At 43.7% G+C, this 18,469-nt stretch carries 15 protein-coding genes; 6 read left to right on the forward strand and 9 right to left on the reverse strand.

The features are described 5' to 3' along the window. Positions 1-45 precede the first annotated feature (45 nt). Complete coding sequence (locus tag G3352_RS04620) at positions 46-672, forward strand: LysE family translocator (RefSeq protein WP_163754275.1); 627 nt, start codon at positions 46-48, stop codon at positions 670-672. An 83-nt stretch (positions 673-755) separates the two neighbouring features. Continuing rightward, positions 756-1,517, forward strand: a complete 762-nt coding sequence (locus G3352_RS04625) for a YqcI/YcgG family protein (protein ID WP_163754279.1) — start codon at positions 756-758, stop codon at positions 1,515-1,517. Between the two features lie 18 nt (positions 1,518-1,535). Here G3352_RS04625 and G3352_RS04630 read toward each other — a convergent pair whose 3' ends face one another. The 3 genes from G3352_RS04630 to helD all read right to left on the reverse strand — a co-directional run bounded on the left by G3352_RS04630 (position 1,536) and on the right by helD (position 8,751). Beyond that, entirely contained in the window at positions 1,536-2,882 is a 1,347-nt protein-coding gene (locus G3352_RS04630; RefSeq protein ID WP_163754282.1) for an amino acid permease, read from the reverse strand. 327 nt (positions 2,883-3,209) lie between these two features. Then, positions 3,210-6,059 carry a glycoside hydrolase family 2 TIM barrel-domain containing protein gene (locus G3352_RS04635; protein ID WP_163754286.1) on the reverse strand — a complete coding sequence of 950 codons (2,850 nt, stop codon included), beginning with the start codon at positions 6,057-6,059 and terminating at the stop codon, positions 3,210-3,212. 262 nt (positions 6,060-6,321) lie between these two features. Continuing rightward, on the reverse strand, positions 6,322-8,751 hold the full coding sequence (gene helD / locus G3352_RS04640; protein ID WP_163754289.1) for an RNA polymerase recycling motor HelD: 2,430 nt from the start codon (positions 8,749-8,751) through the stop codon (positions 6,322-6,324). A 332-nt stretch (positions 8,752-9,083) separates the two neighbouring features. Here helD and G3352_RS04645 point away from each other — a divergent pair, with 332 nt between their 5' ends. Beyond that, entirely contained in the window at positions 9,084-9,929 is an 846-nt protein-coding gene (locus tag G3352_RS04645; RefSeq protein ID WP_163754292.1) for an AraC family transcriptional regulator, read from the forward strand. Between the two features lie 74 nt (positions 9,930-10,003). On the opposite strand, the gene G3352_RS04650 is transcribed toward G3352_RS04645, so the two are convergent. The 3 genes from G3352_RS04650 to G3352_RS04660 form a co-directional block, all read right to left on the reverse strand. Further along, the gene (locus G3352_RS04650; RefSeq protein ID WP_163754308.1) at positions 10,004-11,005 is read right to left on the reverse strand and encodes an NADP-dependent oxidoreductase; all 1,002 of its coding nucleotides are present in this window, start codon (positions 11,003-11,005) and stop codon (positions 10,004-10,006) included. Positions 11,006-11,209: 204 nt separating this feature from the next. Beyond that, the gene (locus tag G3352_RS04655; RefSeq protein ID WP_163754311.1) at positions 11,210-12,541 is read right to left on the reverse strand and encodes a sensor histidine kinase; all 1,332 of its coding nucleotides are present in this window, start codon (positions 12,539-12,541) and stop codon (positions 11,210-11,212) included. Position 12,542: 1 nt separating this feature from the next. After that, positions 12,543-13,229 (reverse strand): response regulator transcription factor, encoded by a 687-nt coding sequence (locus G3352_RS04660; RefSeq protein WP_163754314.1) that lies wholly within the window; start codon positions 13,227-13,229, stop codon positions 12,543-12,545. A 258-nt stretch (positions 13,230-13,487) separates the two neighbouring features. Between G3352_RS04660 and G3352_RS04665 the strand changes: the two genes are divergently transcribed. Both G3352_RS04665 and G3352_RS04670 read left to right on the forward strand, forming a co-directional pair. Next, positions 13,488-14,522 carry a DJ-1/PfpI family protein gene (locus G3352_RS04665; RefSeq protein ID WP_163754317.1) on the forward strand — a complete coding sequence of 345 codons (1,035 nt, stop codon included), beginning with the start codon at positions 13,488-13,490 and terminating at the stop codon, positions 14,520-14,522. Positions 14,523-14,571: 49 nt separating this feature from the next. After that, positions 14,572-15,213 carry a DUF2306 domain-containing protein gene (locus tag G3352_RS04670; protein ID WP_163754320.1) on the forward strand — a complete coding sequence of 214 codons (642 nt, stop codon included), beginning with the start codon at positions 14,572-14,574 and terminating at the stop codon, positions 15,211-15,213. Between the two features lie 76 nt (positions 15,214-15,289). Here G3352_RS04670 and G3352_RS04675 read toward each other — a convergent pair whose 3' ends face one another. From G3352_RS04675 to G3352_RS04685, 3 genes are read right to left on the reverse strand one after another with little or no spacing between them, the layout of a single operon-like run. Continuing rightward, complete coding sequence (locus G3352_RS04675) at positions 15,290-16,042, reverse strand: glycoside hydrolase family 5 protein (protein ID WP_163754323.1); 753 nt, start codon at positions 16,040-16,042, stop codon at positions 15,290-15,292. Positions 16,043-16,083: 41 nt separating this feature from the next. Continuing rightward, positions 16,084-16,416 carry a chaperone CsaA gene (gene csaA, locus G3352_RS04680; RefSeq protein ID WP_163754326.1) on the reverse strand — a complete coding sequence of 111 codons (333 nt, stop codon included), beginning with the start codon at positions 16,414-16,416 and terminating at the stop codon, positions 16,084-16,086. Positions 16,417-16,469: 53 nt separating this feature from the next. Then, positions 16,470-17,378: an EamA family transporter gene (locus tag G3352_RS04685; protein WP_163754330.1), complete on the reverse strand. Its 909-nt coding sequence runs from the start codon at positions 17,376-17,378 to the stop codon at positions 16,470-16,472. Positions 17,379-17,533: 155 nt separating this feature from the next. Here G3352_RS04685 and G3352_RS04690 point away from each other — a divergent pair, with 155 nt between their 5' ends. Further along, entirely contained in the window at positions 17,534-18,442 is a 909-nt protein-coding gene (locus G3352_RS04690; protein ID WP_163754333.1) for an AraC family transcriptional regulator, read from the forward strand. The last annotated feature ends 27 nt before the right edge of the window (positions 18,443-18,469 follow it).

The following is an 18,469-nucleotide window of genomic DNA, read 5'->3' on the forward strand; positions in this document are numbered from 1 at the left end:
CTTACCGGTACAATTTGTCGAACCCGTTAAGGAGTGAACGCGTATATGTCTGTACTGTTTAGTTATATTATTCTGGGAATCTCACTATCAGCTCCAATTGGTCCGATTAATGCCGCTCAGTTGGATCGCGGAGCCCGCCACGGATTTATGCATGCCTGGATTCTAGGACTTGGTGCCATGGTTGCCGATTTGGTGTACATGCTTCTGATCTACTTTGGAGTTGCCCATTTTCTGGACACGCCGTTCATGCGCTCGTTTCTTTGGTCATTTGGCAGCTTTATTCTGGTGTATACCGGTGTGGAAACACTATCCAAGTTAAAAGACGGCATTCAGGCCTCTTCTACAGCAGAAGCGAGGGTTGGAAAATCCTTTGCCTCTGGCTTTCTCATGGCCCTGTCCAATCCGCTGAATATTTTATTCTGGCTCGGAATTTACGGCTCTATTCTCGCTACTACCGTGAAGCATACCGACACCGCTCATCTGCTACTATACAGTTCTGGTATTTTCATAGGCATCCTTGTCTGGGATGTCATCATGGCTGGCATGGCCAGTCGATTTCATAAACGCAGCAACGAAACCGTTTTGCGCTGGATCTCCATTATCTCAGGAATCTGTCTGATCGGTTTTGGCCTGTACTTCGGGCTTGAAGCTGTACGATCTATCTTTTTCTGACATAAAAACTACACTGGACAGTCACCCAACGCCATCCGCATTAATACGTTAACGGTATCATGTGGAATGGAGTTGGGGAATTCATGGCAGAGCTGTACAGTGCCGATGAAATAAATGCATCATTCAAAGGCCTGCCCGAATGGCAGCAGGACGCATATTCAAAATTTGCTAATATGATTGCAGATGAGGGTAATACGTATCCCTGTGTACCCGGACGTATGGGTTTTCTCTCAGGACATTTGAGATACGGATTCACTAGGGATCCGCGTAAACAAGCTTCTGCTGAAGACATGGTGGAATTGCTAAGTCAATATGGGCCTGTTTCGCGGGAAACGGGACATTACGCTTCTTTGGTTGTCATTTGCGAGACACCTGACGATTTGAGATACAACACAACGGTGGAGCAGTATCAGTCCTTGTTCTGGGAGATGCTTAACCGGGTAAGCTCACTCGATACTGCCTCCTGGCCTGAACATATTTCGACTGATCCGCATGAAGCCACATGGGAATTTTGCTTTGGCGGGGAGCCTTATTTTTGTTTCTGTGCCACTCCCGCGCACGAGCTTAGAGCCAGTAGACACTTCCCCTATCTTATGTTTGCTTTTCAACCACGGTGGGTGTTTGAATCCATTAATGACAACACACCTCTTGGCCGAAAAATGAAAACCTTGATTCGCAAACGTTTGGCAGCCTATGATGCCGTTCCGGCTCACCCTTCGCTCATGTGGTATGGAGAGCAGGATAATCTGGAATGGAAACAATATTTCCTGCCCGATGACGAGCAGACCCCTTCCAAATGTCCTTTTTTGTGCATGCAGCAGGCCATTAGCAAATTGACGAAATAACTGATACGAAACACCCATTCAGGGCTTTGATGGCTCAGTAGATGGTGAAGTCCGCGGTTTGCGTACTTTGTTTACAATGTAAGTAATCAAGGCAATCAATACAACAAGACCTATACTTGCCAGCAGACCTCTTCTGCTGGCTTTTTCCATAGCCGTGCCAGCTACTGCTGCAAGTATAAGGACCATGGCGATCCAAACTTTGATGCAATTCCAACTTGTTGGCTTCATTTTTTTGATATACGTGATGCAAATCAGAAGCCAGGTATACATTAATACCAAGCTGCCTGCGGTTGTTACATATTCAAATAAGCTCTTAGGCATCCATAACGCCATGAGAGTAGAAAGGATTAATCCGGCCGCAGTGCATCCTAATGCATATAGGGGCATGTTCTTTTTTCCCCAAGTCTTCGTAAACATCTTCGGTGCATCTCCGTCTTCACCCAGTTTAACCAACATGGACGTAATCGCATAGATTGAAGCGACCATCGTGGAGAACCCGGCGATTATCAAAATTCCATTGAGAATATGAACCACAACCGTAAATCCAATCGATGACATCGCTTTGACGAGAGGACTCTCGTCTGGTGTTAACTTAGCAGCAGGAACCAGAAGGAGGATTAAGGCAATCGCCACAACATACAGCGTACTGACGGTTAATAACATCACTCTGCCTGATTTCACAGCGTCCTTAGGTTCTTTCAGCTTGGCTGCCATTAAACCCATGACCTCAATCCCGGCAAAGGCAAAAAAGGCATAAATAAACCCGGTCCACACGCCTTTTATTTTGTGAGGGAACCATTCATTCGTTATTTTCTGTGGTGTAATCTTCACATCTAACCAGCCCAGACAAGCCGCTGCTGCAATCGCGATAAAAGCAACCGTTGCAGCTAACTTGATTACGGCGAGCACATTTTCTGTTTGAGTTAACCCTTTGGCTCCCAATGCGGCGATGAACAATCCAATGCATGCGTATACTGCCACAAACACCCATAATGGAAACTTGGGAAACCAAAATTGAGAGAATAATCCGAGCGCCGTTAATGAACTGCCCATGATCAGCATTTCGGAAGACCAATACATCCATCCGCTTCCGAAACCGGCCCATGGGCCGAACGCTTCCCCGGCATATGTTCGAAACGCCCCTTCTTTCGGATCTTCTGCCGTCATCTGAGCCAATGCTCCAAATACAAAATAGGTTCCCGCGGCAGCCAGCACCAAAAGTACAAGCACGGATAAACCGGACCAATGAATAGCCAGACTTGTTCCGAGGAAAAATCCGGTTCCCAGCGTACATCCCGCTCCAAATAAGGACAGACTAATCCAGCTCAGTTTCTCTTCTTCTTTTTGATGCACATGGCTTTTCATATGTATCCTCCTTCATGCGTACCCCATTACGGTTTACATATGATGGAGGTTTTATGTCATTAAGGTAAAAAGAAATAAAACTTACTTTTTATTAAGTTTACATAATAATATTCTTGTTAACTAACTGTGTTGCTGTTGATTACGTCAATGCTTTTGAGAGTAAATCATTAGCGACACTTTTAAGCGTCTATAATAAATGAAAACCCTTCGAACTGTAAAAAAACAGTTTGAAGGGTTTCTTGTTAGTTCCTGAGACAAACTTCTCGTTTGTTATGGCGAATCTGATCGGTGGATGTTCTTGTCGCTAATAACCTGCATATGCAGGTTCTATTTCTTGCCTAACAACTGTTGAAGCTCATCCAGCTCTATCTTGGCTTCCGGTTGGAAGTCCTCACTTTTTACATATTGTGCAAGGCTGTAAAGTAACTGGCGCCCTTCTGTCTGGTTAATCAATTTATCATAATTCAGTGCCCCAATCAGCAGCTTGCCTTTTGCAACCTGGCATTCAAACAGCAGCCCCAGCTTATGATTACGTTCAAAATTATCGATGGTTTGAACGAAAGGCTGAACATTTTCTGCGACCTTATCCAAAATAATAGACCGTGAATTCATAACGATATGCCACCAAGGATAAGTGGAATACGCCTCACTTGGGAAGTGCTTCAATGCTGGGTGCGAGTTATCAATTAGAAGGCCAAGTGTGCCAACCGGCACTTGCTTGTTCATGCTTTCCGAAATGGATCGGAACATCGGATAACACCAGAAATCGGTACAATATGTGCCTTCGATTGAATTATCGTTATCATCGAGTGTTGGGAGTAACAGCACACTTTTTCCTTTTTCCAGTAAGTTCATTACTTCATCGGACAATTCCTTATAAATATAGTCATGTTCAATAGCTGTCACATCATGATCAGGGTATATCCATAGGTCATATTGTTTCCGAATATCGGTACCTGGAATATGCAGGGATAGAGTGATCGGCGTCATCTTTTTCACATCAGGCAGCTTGAACTTAATTTGGCTAATTTCAAACCAAGTTTCTCCAGAGACAAAGGAAATCTCGTCTTTTCCTTGTGCAATTCGCTGATCCGAATCACGCATTTCCCACTCCACAGTATGACCCCTCAAAGAATCTGTTCGGTAGTACCTTAATTGAATGTGGGCATTGAAATCTTCACCCGAATTGTAGTTAAATTTCTCGAATCGGGCCAGAAGCACTGCATCGGAGCAATACGTTCTCCACTCCTCGGGAGTAACCAGCCCTTTCGAATCCATGAAGGCATCCAAAATACCTACCAGTGCTGTCCCCTGTCCACTAAAGTCCTGAAGATCGAGCAATTGAAATCCTGCCAGATGATTGGATCGAAATGCCGCCTCAAGCTCCTCCTTATAGCAGGCTACTGCAAGTTTGCCAGAGCTTTTGAAAAAGGGTTCAGCCAGATGTCCCATTCCTTTGGATTGCAATCGTTCCCGAAACACCTCGAAGTTTTTTGCCTTCAGCGATCCGGTATACTTCTCGATCTCTTCATAATTGGGATACATGGCATATTGTCCAATCTCATGGGAGATGACGGGTAGATGTGGAATGAGTTGTTGTTCAACAGAAGCGGCTTTCACGGTCTTGGCTTCCGTGCCATATTGAATTTGAATTTCAGATTCTTCTGCTTGAATTCTCTCATTCTCTGAAACTGTTCCAACGGGCAAAATCATGTCGTCGTAGTCCTTCAGAGTACCAGGCACGTCGGTTTGAACATGACCCAACGGTGCATCACACATGGCATAAGAGCCGCGGAAAAGTCTATCTTTGGAAAAACGTACGCCACAGTAAAAATCTTCTTCCTCTAGAATCAGCGGAGTGAACTGAAAATTGTTTGAACCCTGGGTGTACAGAGGGCGTGGATCAAATGCTCTATACGCTTTGATAATGGCATTCAGTCTTTCTTTACTGCCCCAAAGTTCATTACCGAGTGACATCATTACAAAAGAAGGATGATTCCCATACGCCTTGAGCATGGCAAAGCCTTCTCGAATGAGATAGTCCTGTTCAGCCTGATTGTGCTGTGGGTCAAGTTCATCCGTGATCGTTCCCCAGAATGGCAATTCAGGCTCCATATAGATACCAAGCATATCTGCAGCGGTGAACGCTGCTTCAGGCGGACAACAGGTATGGAAACGATAATGATTTATACCATATGATTTGGAAATGCTCAGGATTCGCAGCCATTCATCCACATCGGTTGGCGCGTAACCTGTAAGCGGGAAGATTAGACCATCATGTTTTCCACGAAGAAAGGTCTTTCGACCGTTGATGGTAAAAGCATCTCCATTAGCTTCAAAATCTCGCAGTCCTGTTATGATTTCAGTTGTATCCAGCACATCGCCATGTTCACCCATCAGAGTAAGGGTCAGCACATACAGATGTGGGTCAGAATCACTCCAGAGAAATGCGTCGTCTCCCATCTTGTAGAGCACATTAACCTCGTCCTGGCTACATGGATAGGTTTGCTCATTCACCACATGATTTTTGTCTGATGCCACATATCCATGAGACTCTTTTAAGAGGGGCTTGAAAGTTTGCGCAGTAACGGACAATACAGTGCCTGGTATCAATTTGGACAATGCACTTGTGATTCTGAATGTTCGCTCTTTAGCATTGGGATAGATCTGTACCTCACCCAAGTGCACGTCGTGGTAAAAATGAAGCTCAAGCTTCCCGGTAATTCCGTTCCAGTTGGTCTGAGTATCGACGGATGTAAGATGCCCGCCTTTCGTCGGATAGTCCGTATTATCGACCCGGATGGTGAGGGTGTGTTTTCCCTCCGATAACCCTTCCGGCAAGATATACACATGGGGGGTGTTAAGACTATCCTGCGCTCCATATTCTTCACCATCGACCCATAACTTGGTTATGCGCGTGCGTTCCAGATACAAACTGCATTTCTTGCCAGCAAGTGTTGCCGGTATATCAATCTCCCTTTTCAGCCACACCCATCCTTCATATGAGTATTCATCAGTCAAAGACCCGATGTGAGCCACGTCATTCTTTCTTCCTTTGCGTGCATGAGAAGTCGTGTTCGGCAGCGTTATGGTATCGTCAAATGGGCCTTGTACGCCTTGTTTATGTTCATCCAGTTGAAGCTCCCAGCTTCCCTGCAAGTTTATTTTGGTTAACATGATCTTAGCTCCTCTATACTTTATGTATGCAATCTATTCTTTTGGTTACGTATTTCTATTATATAACTGTAATCTTTGTCCACCCATATAATAAAATTTATGGTGAGTATAACAATATGGAAATAATCCAAAGGTTATCGCTGACAAGTTCGTCTCTATAATGACTTAGAAATTCAAAAAAAGTCGCCTAAAAGGCGACTAATGTTACTTATTTGACTAGTTCAATTCTCATACGCTGCTAGATCAGACAATGCGAGCATGTTTACTCCGTTGTATAGTCCTCTGATTCCTCATACAAAACTGCTGGCAAGGCCTGTATGAAAGGCGACCAGTCGCCCGTCGTGTACAGATGAAGGCGATGCATAGCGCGCGTACACGCCGTATAAAGCAGTTTGCGTTCATTGTCGCGACCATAAGCTCCAGACGAAGCATCATAGACCAAGACTGCATCGAACTCAACACCTTTGGCAAGGTACACAGGAATGACCATTACACCTTTTTCGAAGTTGAACGTTTCCTTTGTAACGAGCTGCAAAGATTCGCCTCCCTGAATCTGTAACGATTCATAGGCCTTGTGGCTTTCGGCGGCTGTCTTCGTAATAATAGCGATGGAATCAAAGCCCTCCGCTCTTAGCGCAGCGATATCTGCGGCCATTTGTGCATCCAGCTTCTCCCGGTCATTGCTGCTCGTCAGCAGGGGCTTTAGGCCTTTTCTTTCAAATGGTACAATTTCATCTCCGTCTGGAAGCATCACTCTTGTAAATTCAACGATCTCCTTCGTAGAGCGATAACTGCGAACTAGGGAGAAAAGGCTTGTTTCCGCTTCACCGTAGAGACGGACTAGTGGTGAATCAGCTGCGGCCAAATTAGTAGCCTGCGTGAAGATCGCTTGCCCAAAATCGCCGAGCACAGTCATACGGGCTCGGGGGAACAGCTTTTTGAGATATTCATATTGAAATGTTGAATAATCCTGACCTTCATCAACGAAGACATACTTGATTTCCGTATTTGTCCGGACACCTTCAATCAGTTCTTTTACATACAAGTAGGGAGTCGCATCCTCATGGAACAACTCGTTCCGGAGCAGGCTTTCCTTGGTTTGACTGCATATCTCAGGCCATAGTGAGGGGATAACCGCCGCATTCGTTTTCTGCCGATAAGCGGCTTCGTCAACAAACAATTCACCATATATACCTTTGATATCAACAAACGAGAATTTCTTGATACCTTTTCTTAGTGGGCTAAAACGTTCTTTCACGATCTTGCGGCCGAGCAGTTCCTCCTCCTTCTGGGCAAAGTCAAAGTCACCTTCATCTTCTCGACGCTTCTTGCTTATTTTCTCACGAATTTGGGCGTACTGTTCCGCGATATCGAATACTTCCTTATCTTTATGCAGCATTTCGAAGATATCCGCATACTGGTCGTTGTCGAGATAATTCAATTCTTCCTGTACCCACGATTCTTCACGTTCCTTGCGTTCCAGAGAAGCCAGCTCTTTCAGCAGCCACTCCTGCAAGAGTACAACGCGATTTAGCAAGGCCAGGGAACGATCATAACCGTAAAATTTGGCTCTCATTTGCTCCGCAGTAATCAAATCACGATTTCGAAACCGAATGCTGTTGAATCGCATGCCTTCCTGCCCCAACCAGTTTCCATAGTTCTGCAAGGCTTGCAGAAATGCATCGGAGGCTTTATATTCGATTCCCTGAAGCCGAGCCTCATAGCCAGGAGCTTCATGCGCGGTCAGTACATATTCAATCTGATCAAAGACGTCCTCCGGACGCAACGAAGAGCCGAGCCAATAGTCGAGAAATTGTTGAAAAGTGGTCTGCTGCATATTATCTTCGCCGAGCTCCGGAAGGACAGTGGAAATATAACTGCCAAACATCGGATTCGGTGAGAAAAGGACGATCTGATCAGCACTAATCGTCTGGCGGTGTTTGTATAATAAGTACGCCACCCGCTGTAAGGCTGCGGAAGTTTTACCGCTACCGGCTGCTCCTTGTACGATTAGCATTCGGCTTGTGTCATTACGGATAATGGCGTTTTGTTCCTTCTGAATGGTTGCCACGATACTTTTCATTTGTGAATCTGCACCTTTGCCGAGCACTTGCTGCAACAATTGGTCTCCAATCGTTTCGTTTGCATCAAACATGTTGTTGATTTGTCCGTTATGGATCTGAAATTGCCGTTTCAGCTCCATTGTGCCATCGATTCGTCCGATCGGTGTCACATAGGACGCTACGCCTGGGGAAGAGTCGTAATACATGCTCGCGATCGGTGTACGCCAATCATAGATCAGAAAGCTCAATCCGTCTTCGTCGACAAAAGAAGATACGCCGATATAGATCTGATCGGGGAGGGCCAGACCTTTCTCCTGAAAGTCGATGCGGCCAAAATAAGGGGACGGGAGCAAACGCTTCATGTTATTCCATTGCTGTGCCAACCGCATGTGACCCCGTTCCCGCTCGGCCAATACCGCGGACTGCTGGTTAATGGTATAGAAGGTCTCTTCGAAATCTTCGTGGGTGCTGGTATTGATCGTCACCTCTTCCCAAAAGCGCTTGCGAATTTCCGAAGCCTGGTCACGCATTCCGGCAACCTCTGGCTCCAATTCTGTGATTTTGGCCTGCAGTTTGCTCCTTACAGACTCTAGACGTTCCTGTTCCAGCTGCCAATCTTTTGTTTGCATCTCTCCGAACCACTCCTTTTCCTATTTTTGGGATGAAAAAGAGCATTGACAAATCAAAATTCCAGATGTAAAATTAAAGTAGGGATAAAAACAAGTACATACTTTGATTTTGCTTGTCAATGGCGCTAACGATTATATCATAGCGTTATTTTTCGTTCAATTCTTTTTTTTCGTTTGCCAAAAGATGGCCTTTGAATTAATCAGGGGTCATCTTTTTTCATGTCTATTTGGTCACTCTTTCCTCTTTCTCTAACCGGACAAATCAAAGCACATAATGACAGGTTCTTGAATCAGTCTTCATCTATTATAGGAATCAAGGAGTGGTTAACCGTATGAACTGGATCGAATCATTACAGCTAGCTATAGCTTATATGGAAGAACATTTACTCGAAAATATGACTATGGAGCAAATTGCAGCTCAAGCTCATATTTCTCCCTTTCATTTTCAACGTACATTTGCTTTATTAACTGATGTTACGGTAGCCGAATATATCAGACGAAGACGGTTAACCTTGGCAGCAAACGAACTGATACAGAGTGATTACAAAATCATTGATCTGGCGCTCAAGTATGGATATGACACTCCTGAATCTTTCTCCAAAGCTTTTCGGAGGCAGCACGGAATTGCTCCCAGTGAGGCGCGTAAGAACAGTACTTCTGTCAAATCGTATAATCGTTTGGTTATTCAATTAAGTCTAAAAGGAGCAGAACCAATGAATCACAGAATTGTTGAACAAACTGCGTTTACATTAGTAGGAATTAAGCAGGCTTTCTCTTATATCGATGGGGAAAACTTACGAGGCATAGCCAAGATGTGGCAGGATGCGTATACGAGTGGTACAGAAGATCGTTTATTTGAATTGAATAATGGTGTAATTCAAGGATTGCTAGGCGTCTGTGTGGATCAGAACGAAATCCAAGAGAAGCAGATGGAATATTGGATTGCTACGGCTTATGATGGTGAAGAGCCTGAAGGGTTATCATCCTTCACAATTCCAGCTTCTAAATGGAGTGTCTTTGAAGTTGAAGGTCCGATGCCAGAAAGTATGCAGCGTTTATGGAAGCAGATTATTTCTGAATGGTTCCCTTCCAACCCTTACGAGCATGCGGGTATACCTGAACTTGAAGTATATCCAGGACCTCACAAGCCGCCTCAAATCTGGATACCGATAAAATAAAGAGAATGAGAATTATATAGTATCCGTTCTTGCCCTCAATTCGGACAAGAACGGTATGCATCTCCATTGAACTCTTACTTCATTTTAACGATAACCTTTCCTTTCGCACTTCCACCTTCAAGATACTGAAACGCTTGCCCGGCATCCTTGAAATCATAAACCTTATCAATAACCGGTTTAATGAGACCTTCCTCCAAGTAACCCTTTATTCGCTCTAATTGCACCCCGCTTGGTTTCATAAAAAGAAAATGATATCTTGCTTGGTTTTTCTTCTCAAGAGTTGTAATCTTATGGCTCACAATCGATAACAGTGTTGTCTTTAACCAGCCCAAGTTGGCTTCTCGCCCGAATCTCGCGTTCGGCAAGCCGGAAATGGAAACTATTTTTCCATTCGGCTTAAGTACTTGAAAGGATTTTTCCAGTACCTTGCCTCCTAGTGTGTCATACACCGCATCATATCCCGACAGTATTTCTTCAAAATTTTCTTTACGATAATTGATGATACGATCCGCACCAAGGGATTGGACCAATTCGTAACCTTTATCGCTGGCAGTAGTGGCAACATAAGCTCCCATTAATTTGGCCAACTGAATGGCGAACGTGCCCACCCCTCCTGATCCTGCGTGAATTAATATTTTTTGGCCTTTCTGAAGGTTCAAAATATCGTAAAAGGCTTGATATGTCGTAAGTCCTACCAGTGGTATGGATGCTGCTTCTTCAAAGTTTAAGTTTTGGGGCTTCAGCGAGATGTCTTCTTCATGGACAGCAATGTATTCCGCCAAAGTTCCAATTCGGTCCTTACGGGGTCTGCCATATACCTCATCTCCAGGTTTATAAGCGTTCACCTGTTTACCCACCTTGAACACAACACCGGAAAAATCATTTCCAAGGATCAGTGGCATCTTATAATTCAACAGGAGCTTTACCTTGCCCTCTTTTATTTTAAAATCAATCGGATTTAAGCTTGCTGCATGAATTTCCACCAATACATCATGATCTCCGATTTGAGGAATAGGCATTTCTTTCTGTATCAAGGGAACATTCTTCCCGTATTTCTCAATTACCATAGCTTGCATTTAAATCACTCCATTACGTTTAAGAGTTTAAACATATGAACATATTATATCTAACACGTTAACAAATCAAGCATAATCTCGAGATATCCAGACTGGAAGCTGGGATAAGGGTTGCCTCTCTTCCAGTCTGAAGTCAAAAATCCATCGTAATACGTGTTAAATAACCAACCAAGATCTCAGGAGACAAGGAGTGTACCAATCTTTTTAATTCGGGTCAGTTAGCGGTAAACATCCTGCCAGAACTGCTCCACCGTCAGGGTGGTTACTTACCATAAGTTCGCCTCCATGTTGCTTCATCATTCGTTGTGAGATCGTTAATCCTAATCCACTGCCTCCAGTTGCACGACTTCGAGACGTTTCCCCACGATACAGAGGTTCGAAAACGCGCTCTAATTCTTCGAAAGAGAAGCCAGGTCCGGTATCACGGATAGTAAACCTGATTTTATTGCCGTCTTTACAGCATTGGACTGTTATTGCGCCACCTGATGGCGTATATCTAACAGCATTCTCCAATATATTGTTCATCGCACGCTCCAATACATACGAATCTCCGTTAATAAAACAACCGTCAGTTAATTGGTTTAAGATAGAAATATGTTTCTGCTCAGCTTGTGGACTCACACTCTCTATCGACCTTCGGAGGATCTGTGTTAAATCTAGCGTTCTCGTGTTAAGTTCACTTTCCAAGTACTCCATTTTTGTAAAAGTGAAGAGGTCCTCAACCAATCGATCCAATTGAGCCGATTTCTCTTTGCATACGGCAATATATCGGGTGACTTTCTCCGGTGACTGAGCTATTCCTTGTTCCAATCCATCCAAATACCCCCGCAAGGCAAACAACGGTGTGCGTAAATCATGTGCAACGGCTGCGGTGACAAATCTGCGTTCTTCCTCAAGCTCCACTTGTTTACGGTGGGATTGTTCAAGCCCCTTCACCATAACTTCGAATCCATCACGGACTTCGGCAATTTCCGTGATTCTGGATTTAGGTAATTGGACTTCCCAATGTCCTGCTGCAATTTGTCTGGCCGCCTCGCTCATTTTCTCAAGAGGTTTAAGGAGGAATCTTCTCATTTCAACTCCAACCACAAAGAAAGAAAGCAGCAGTCCGAAAAATGCAGCAATCATTGGACCTCCGTTGGATTTAGGCAGATAAAGAACAACCCTCCCCAGCAATTCCCCATCCTTTATGACAGAGAACTGTTCAGTCGACGAGAATCGACTGTGACGCTTCGGGCTGGAACGATATATTTCCGAATTGGACGCAGACTCAATCTCCACATCCATCTTTGCTTTGCTCAACTCGGTATGAAGTTCGTTTTGCCAACCGGTATCCGTCCATTTATCCGTACCAATTTCAATCATGTGGATCATCTCACTGAGATTTCTTTGCAGCGTTTCATTTTGCTGTTGGCTTGTAGAGATGCTAAACGACTGAGTGTCCATAAAGTGAGCCGTGACAAAAAAGATCCAAGGCAATGTAAGCAAGAAGAATAAACAAAGCATAGTAAATGTACGAATACGGAGTTTTCTCATGTTACACTCCCTCAAAACGGTATCCTACTCCCCACACGTTGATGAGGAATTGTGGATGGTTTGGATCGGATTCAATTTTTTCGCGAAGCCGGCTAAGATGAACCCGAATGGTATGCCTGTCGCCTACACCTTCCCAAAACTTTGCAAGCAGTTGTTCGTAGGAGAAAACCTGCCTCGGGTGCTCCGCAAATAATCGCAACAACTCATATTCTTTAGGTGTAAGCTCGACTTTTCCCCCTTCGACCAGGACTTCTCTTGCAGTCAGATTTAACTGGATGCGTCCATAATCCAAGATCTTCCCTTCCATGGGTTGCCTGGAAATGGTGCGCCGCAAAACGGCTTTCACTCTGGCAACAATTTCTCCAGGCGAAGCCGTTTTGACGATATAATCATCTCCTCCGAGCGTAAGGCCACGGATCTTGTCCACATCATCACTGCGAGCACTCAAGAAAAGGATTGGAACATTGCTGTCCCCTCGAATTCGACGGCATAGCTCAAATCCGTTTTGTCCCGGCATCATAATGTCCAGTACAATGCAATCAATGGAATGCTGTTGCAGTATTGCCCAAGCTTGTTCCGTATCACAAGCAGTCTTTACGTGAAATTGGTCATTCTCTAGAAAGTCCATTAATAGCTCGACGATGCTCTGATCATCATCTACAACAAGTATCGTATGATACATACTCATGCTTATCCCACCTCTGCCATCTAGTTTATCATTTTTTCTTCCTGTACCAAGTCGAGACTAAATTCTGTGATGATTTGTTTATAGTTTTGTGACCTTTCTAGGACTTCCTTTGAGATATTCGTTTGTTACGATTCTAACTGTGAGTACGGACGACTTATATTCTAATTCGTCCAGTCGAATGGCTAAAGGCTAAATTGACGTGAAGATATCACATGCTGAAGAATCTTTTGACGAAATAAAGATAAGGGGTTGGATGAAATGTTAACTGTTCAAATCGTGTTATTTGATGGCTTCGACCTATTGGATGCCGTTGCACCTTACGAAGTATTTTGCGCCGCTTCCATGCATACCGACAACGCCGTAAGAGTAGAGATGGTCACGGCTGAAGGTCCAAGACCAGTGACTAGTGGTATGAATGGTTTGACAATTGAAGCGAACAACACTCTTGACCCGGAACGTGGGGGTATCATCCTTGTGCCTGGTGCAGCCGGTAATGTTGAAGGAGATGCTCCAGACTCGATTCCTGCCATTCTTGGTAAAGCCATGAATACGGAATTGACTACAATGATCAAGACAGCTCTCGAACACAAAGACATCTTAGTCGCTACAGTCTGCGGTGGTTCCCTCTTGTTAGCTATGGGAGGACTCCTGGAAGGAAGATCTGCTGTAACACATCGTTTGGGTATGGATTTACTTGGTGCGGCTGGGGCAATTCCTGTCCCGGCACGCGTAGTGGATGATGGTAATCTGGTTACTGGCGGCGGTGTAACCTCGGGGCTTGATGTTGCGTTGTATCTGGTCGAACGTGAACTAGGGCCACGTATCGCACACGAGATAGAGCAGTTGTTTGAGTATGAGCGAAGAGGAACCGTTTGGAGAGCAAAAGGCATTGCACCCAGCACTCACAAGTCGTTGACGGACAACGAACCGAACATTGTAATGAATCAAACGGTAGTGACCTCTGGCATATCGCTTAATGAGAAAACTCAGACAACCGTCTTTGATGGGAATTGGGACGCAACAATCGCTACACCTGTCGGTAAACTGGAGGTCAAACTCTACATAAAGACAATTTCCGATGTGATCCAGGGCACAGCAACACAAGGTAACGAAACAATCCCATTTTTGAACCCTGTACTCTGCGACAACAAGTTGACCTGGAGCCTGTCAATTACCAAACCTATGCGTTTGAATCTGAAATTCGAAGTTGCCGTGGATGGAGATCAAATGAATGGAATCGCTAAGGCTGGCCTTCTTCCTGCTTCCAAATTAACAGGAAAACGAATAAACTAGCCTGGTTAGCTATGTGCACAAAAAAGAGTTTCGGGGGTTGTAGTTTGATATGAAGAAACAAGGAGCGTTATACGGATGGCTAGCCTGCGTCAGTATTTTATTTGTTGTGTATGCACTAGTGAAGAACTATTGGATAGACCCAGAAGCTTCAAGCTTTTTAAGCCATAAGACCGGTTCGAAGCGCGAGCTTCATCTTCCGATCTGGCTGAATGTCATGTACGTTCATGTTGCGTTTGCATGTTTGGCCATGGCGTCTGGATTGCTCAACTTCTCTAATCGAATTTTTGAAAAGAGCCGCAGGTTCCACCGTATAAACGGTTATGTTTACATTGTGTCCGTAGCGCTTGTTGTACTGACTTCCGGTTATATGGCCCCTTACGCTACTGGAGGGAAAATAAGCAGTATCGGTTTCAATGCGCTTAATATCATCTGGCTATTCATTACGATTACCGCTCTCATTCAGATTAAACAGAAGCGAATGGTTCAACACCGGAACTGGATGATTCGAAGTTATGCCTTTTGCTTCACGAACATGTTGATTCACCTCATCACATCCCTTTTTCATCTGGGATTCGGGTTGGCTTATGTTACAAGCTACACTATAAGTATTTATGGCTCTATTGCTTTGCTGCTAGTTATTCCAGAATTCATCATCAGAATGAACTTAAAATTGAGAACAGCCCCCGAATAATTTTTCGGAGGCTGTTCTGCATTCTAGCTTTAGTAGAACAAGTGAGAATGCATTGGTGATCCTTCTCTTCTCTTTTTCAATTCGTCAGACTTGCTTTTATCTCATTCCAAATCGGATTGTCTGCCAAACCATGTGCAGGCTGCTCTTCTTTTTCAATGGCATCCCAATACTTCCAGTTTGGCTTCTCACTGCCTAATTCATAGTCCATCCCATCCCATGTATCTTCACGAAATGCATAGAAAGCCCAATGCCATCCGTATTCATTAAAGAAAGATATCAGATCCGCAATGTAGCGATCTGCACCTTGAACCATTCGGTTCGTTCCGAATTCGGAAACTATAATCCGGTTCGCAGGTATGTTATGATCAGAAGCCCACTCGGCGACAGGCTCGACAAATTGTTTCAGAGCTTGACGGTTAAACTCTTTTTCCGTCTCATCGTCTCCTACCTTTACGCTCCCCGGATAAGAATACGTAAATCCTTTTTTCTTGTTCTGGCTTGTCATCTCATAAGGCTCATACATATGAAAAGCATACAGCACGTTAGGATCATCAATCGGCTTCAAATACGTAAAGGCCCAAGGTGTTGCGTAGAGCCCCGAATCCACAATGATGGGGGTTGTCTGGTCTACTGTCCTGATCTCTTTGGTTATCGTGTCATAGAGTGAATTCAGATCAGCTGCGGTATGTTCCACTTTGGCATACCACTCCGAATAATCCTGCATCCAGCTAGTGCAATCAAAATGACCGCCGAGAGTAACACATTTTTTCCGATAGGCCAACTCGATTTGGTTGATATTTTCTTCAAATTCAATCACCTCGATAGCCATCTTACCCGTTGTCTGTTACGCCAATATGACAATATGATCTATTATCCAATCGGTGTTCCGTCAGGCAGCTCAATATCAGCTTTTAACAGAACGACATCCCCTTTTTCGGGTATTCCTCCCAGAACCAATACTTCTGATTTAAATCCGGCTATCCGGCGCGGTGGAAAGTTGACTACCCCTATGACTTGTTTCCCGATCAGTTCCTCGGCTGCATATCTTTTGGTAATTTGTGCACTAGACCTTTTTATTCCAATTTCTTCTCCAAAATCAATTTCAAGTTTGATCGCAGGTACTTTCGCTTCTGCAAAAAACTCAGCTTTTGTGACGGTTCCGATACGAATATCCAGTTTCAAAAAATCATCAATAGTAGCCATATATATTTTCTCCCCTTCTACTTGTCTTATCGTTTTAGTTGTATAAATTCACGTCAAGTTCGAACTTCAGAAACGGTGTATCGCCAGGATTTTGCCCAAAAATACACCCCCATGCCGATTACAGTCATCATTCCGCCTATGAACTGAAACAGAGAGATGGTTTCTCCCAGAAATACAAAAGCGAGTATGATCGCAAGAACAGGCTCTCCAATAATGCCTACAGAAACCGTTGTTGCTCCTAAAGATTTCAATAATAAATTAATAAGAAATTGTCCAAAAATGGTTGGGATTATGGCAAGCAACAAGAAATACATCCAATCTGAAGTGTTATATCCGGTCAGGGAGATATGATTGAATAGACTGTAGATAAGCAAGACACTCCCCGCAAGGAAGAAAACAATAACGCTGTACACATTTGCATCGATTTTGTGACTGACTTTTTGTCCAGCAAGCATATATGCCGAAACCGCGATGGTACCCAATAAAGATAATCCATCTCCGATCAGTGCCTCTCTTGATACTCCGATGTCACCCCATGCGATAATGACTGATCCTGCAAGAGCAGTGGCCAAACACAGAATCGTAACCATGTTTGCTTGTTCCTTGAAGATGAAGTATGACCCCAACATTACAAATAAGGGCTGCAACGATAAAATGACCATGGAACTTGCAACAGAGGTATGCACCAATGACTCCATCCAGAATAAGAAATGCAACCCGAGAAAGAGCCCCGCTAACAACACAACACTCCAATCTTTTTTGCTCATCTTAAGGTTTCGAAGACTTTTCCAAGGTACAAAAGGAAGCATTAGTATTACGGTTATGAACAATCTGTACATCCCAGCTACAGAGGTTGGCGTGTCTGAGGACTTTATCAATATGGAAGATATTGAGATGGACAAAATGCTGATAAAAAGCAACAGGTACGGATGAGGTGGATACAACAATTTATTCATTTTCATACTTACTCCTTCAACATGTTCTATCCAAATTCTGTGCACAGGATTATAGTGATAAAACAAAGATTGGATATAATAATATCATCGTTAATGTTTTAATTGTGTAATAATATCGCTATATTATATATAAATATCATCATTCGAAAGGACACATTTAAATGTCAAAGCAGCTTCACGAGACGATTCTTTTCCCTGATGCTTCGTTCCCATACATTATGTACACAGCTAATTCCGAGAAAATTATTCCTGAAGGTAGAGGATTTAATGACTTGCATTGGCATGAAGAACTACAGATTACATTGGTAACTCAAGGAAGGTTGGTTATACAGGTAAACGGTATTGATCATGAATTACTGGCGGGTCAAGCTATCCTAATTAATAAGGGAGTCCTGCATGTTACAACGCATCTCACCCACAACGGTCAATATGTGAGTTTTAATTTCCCTGAAAAGCTGTTAGCCTTCTACGCAGATAGTGCCATGGAGAAAAATTATGTTTTACCTTATACAGACTCTTCCTTGGTGTCGCTGGTAATCAAGGGCGATGTAGAATGGCAACAGATTGTGCTAGATATGTTATGGGATATGAAAAAGAGATTTGATATGACAAAAAAGTGGGGTTGGGAATATGAGGTTTCGATCAAAACCGTACAATTATGGTTAATTTTGATTCATAATATTACGCTCCCCTCCGAGGAGGCGCCCAAATATGTAAAGCTTCAGCAAGAGCGGCTTCAACTCATGCTCAGCTTTATCCATCAACAGTATTCAACGAATATCACACTGCAAGAAATTGCTGATACAGCACATCTGAGCATCTCGGAGTGCACCCGGAGTTTTAAGAAGACCATTCATATGACACCGTATGATTACTTAATTAAGTACCGGATCAAAAAGAGCATGGAGTTATTAATTTCAACCGATTATACAGTAACTGAAATAGCTCATAGGGTTGGTTTTAACCATGTAAATAACTTCATTCAGTCTTTCAAAAAACATCAAAACCAAACGCCTAAGGATTTTCGGAATTCGAGTAATGAGATCAAACAACAACAAAGAAAGAATTAGTCTGTTTTCTCTGTTGTTCTGCTCAAA

Origin of the sequence: Paenibacillus sp. ALJ109b, from assembly GCF_010747435.1 — a bacterium.
GTDB classification, from domain to species: Bacteria; Bacillota; Bacilli; order Paenibacillales; family Paenibacillaceae; genus Paenibacillus; species Paenibacillus taichungensis.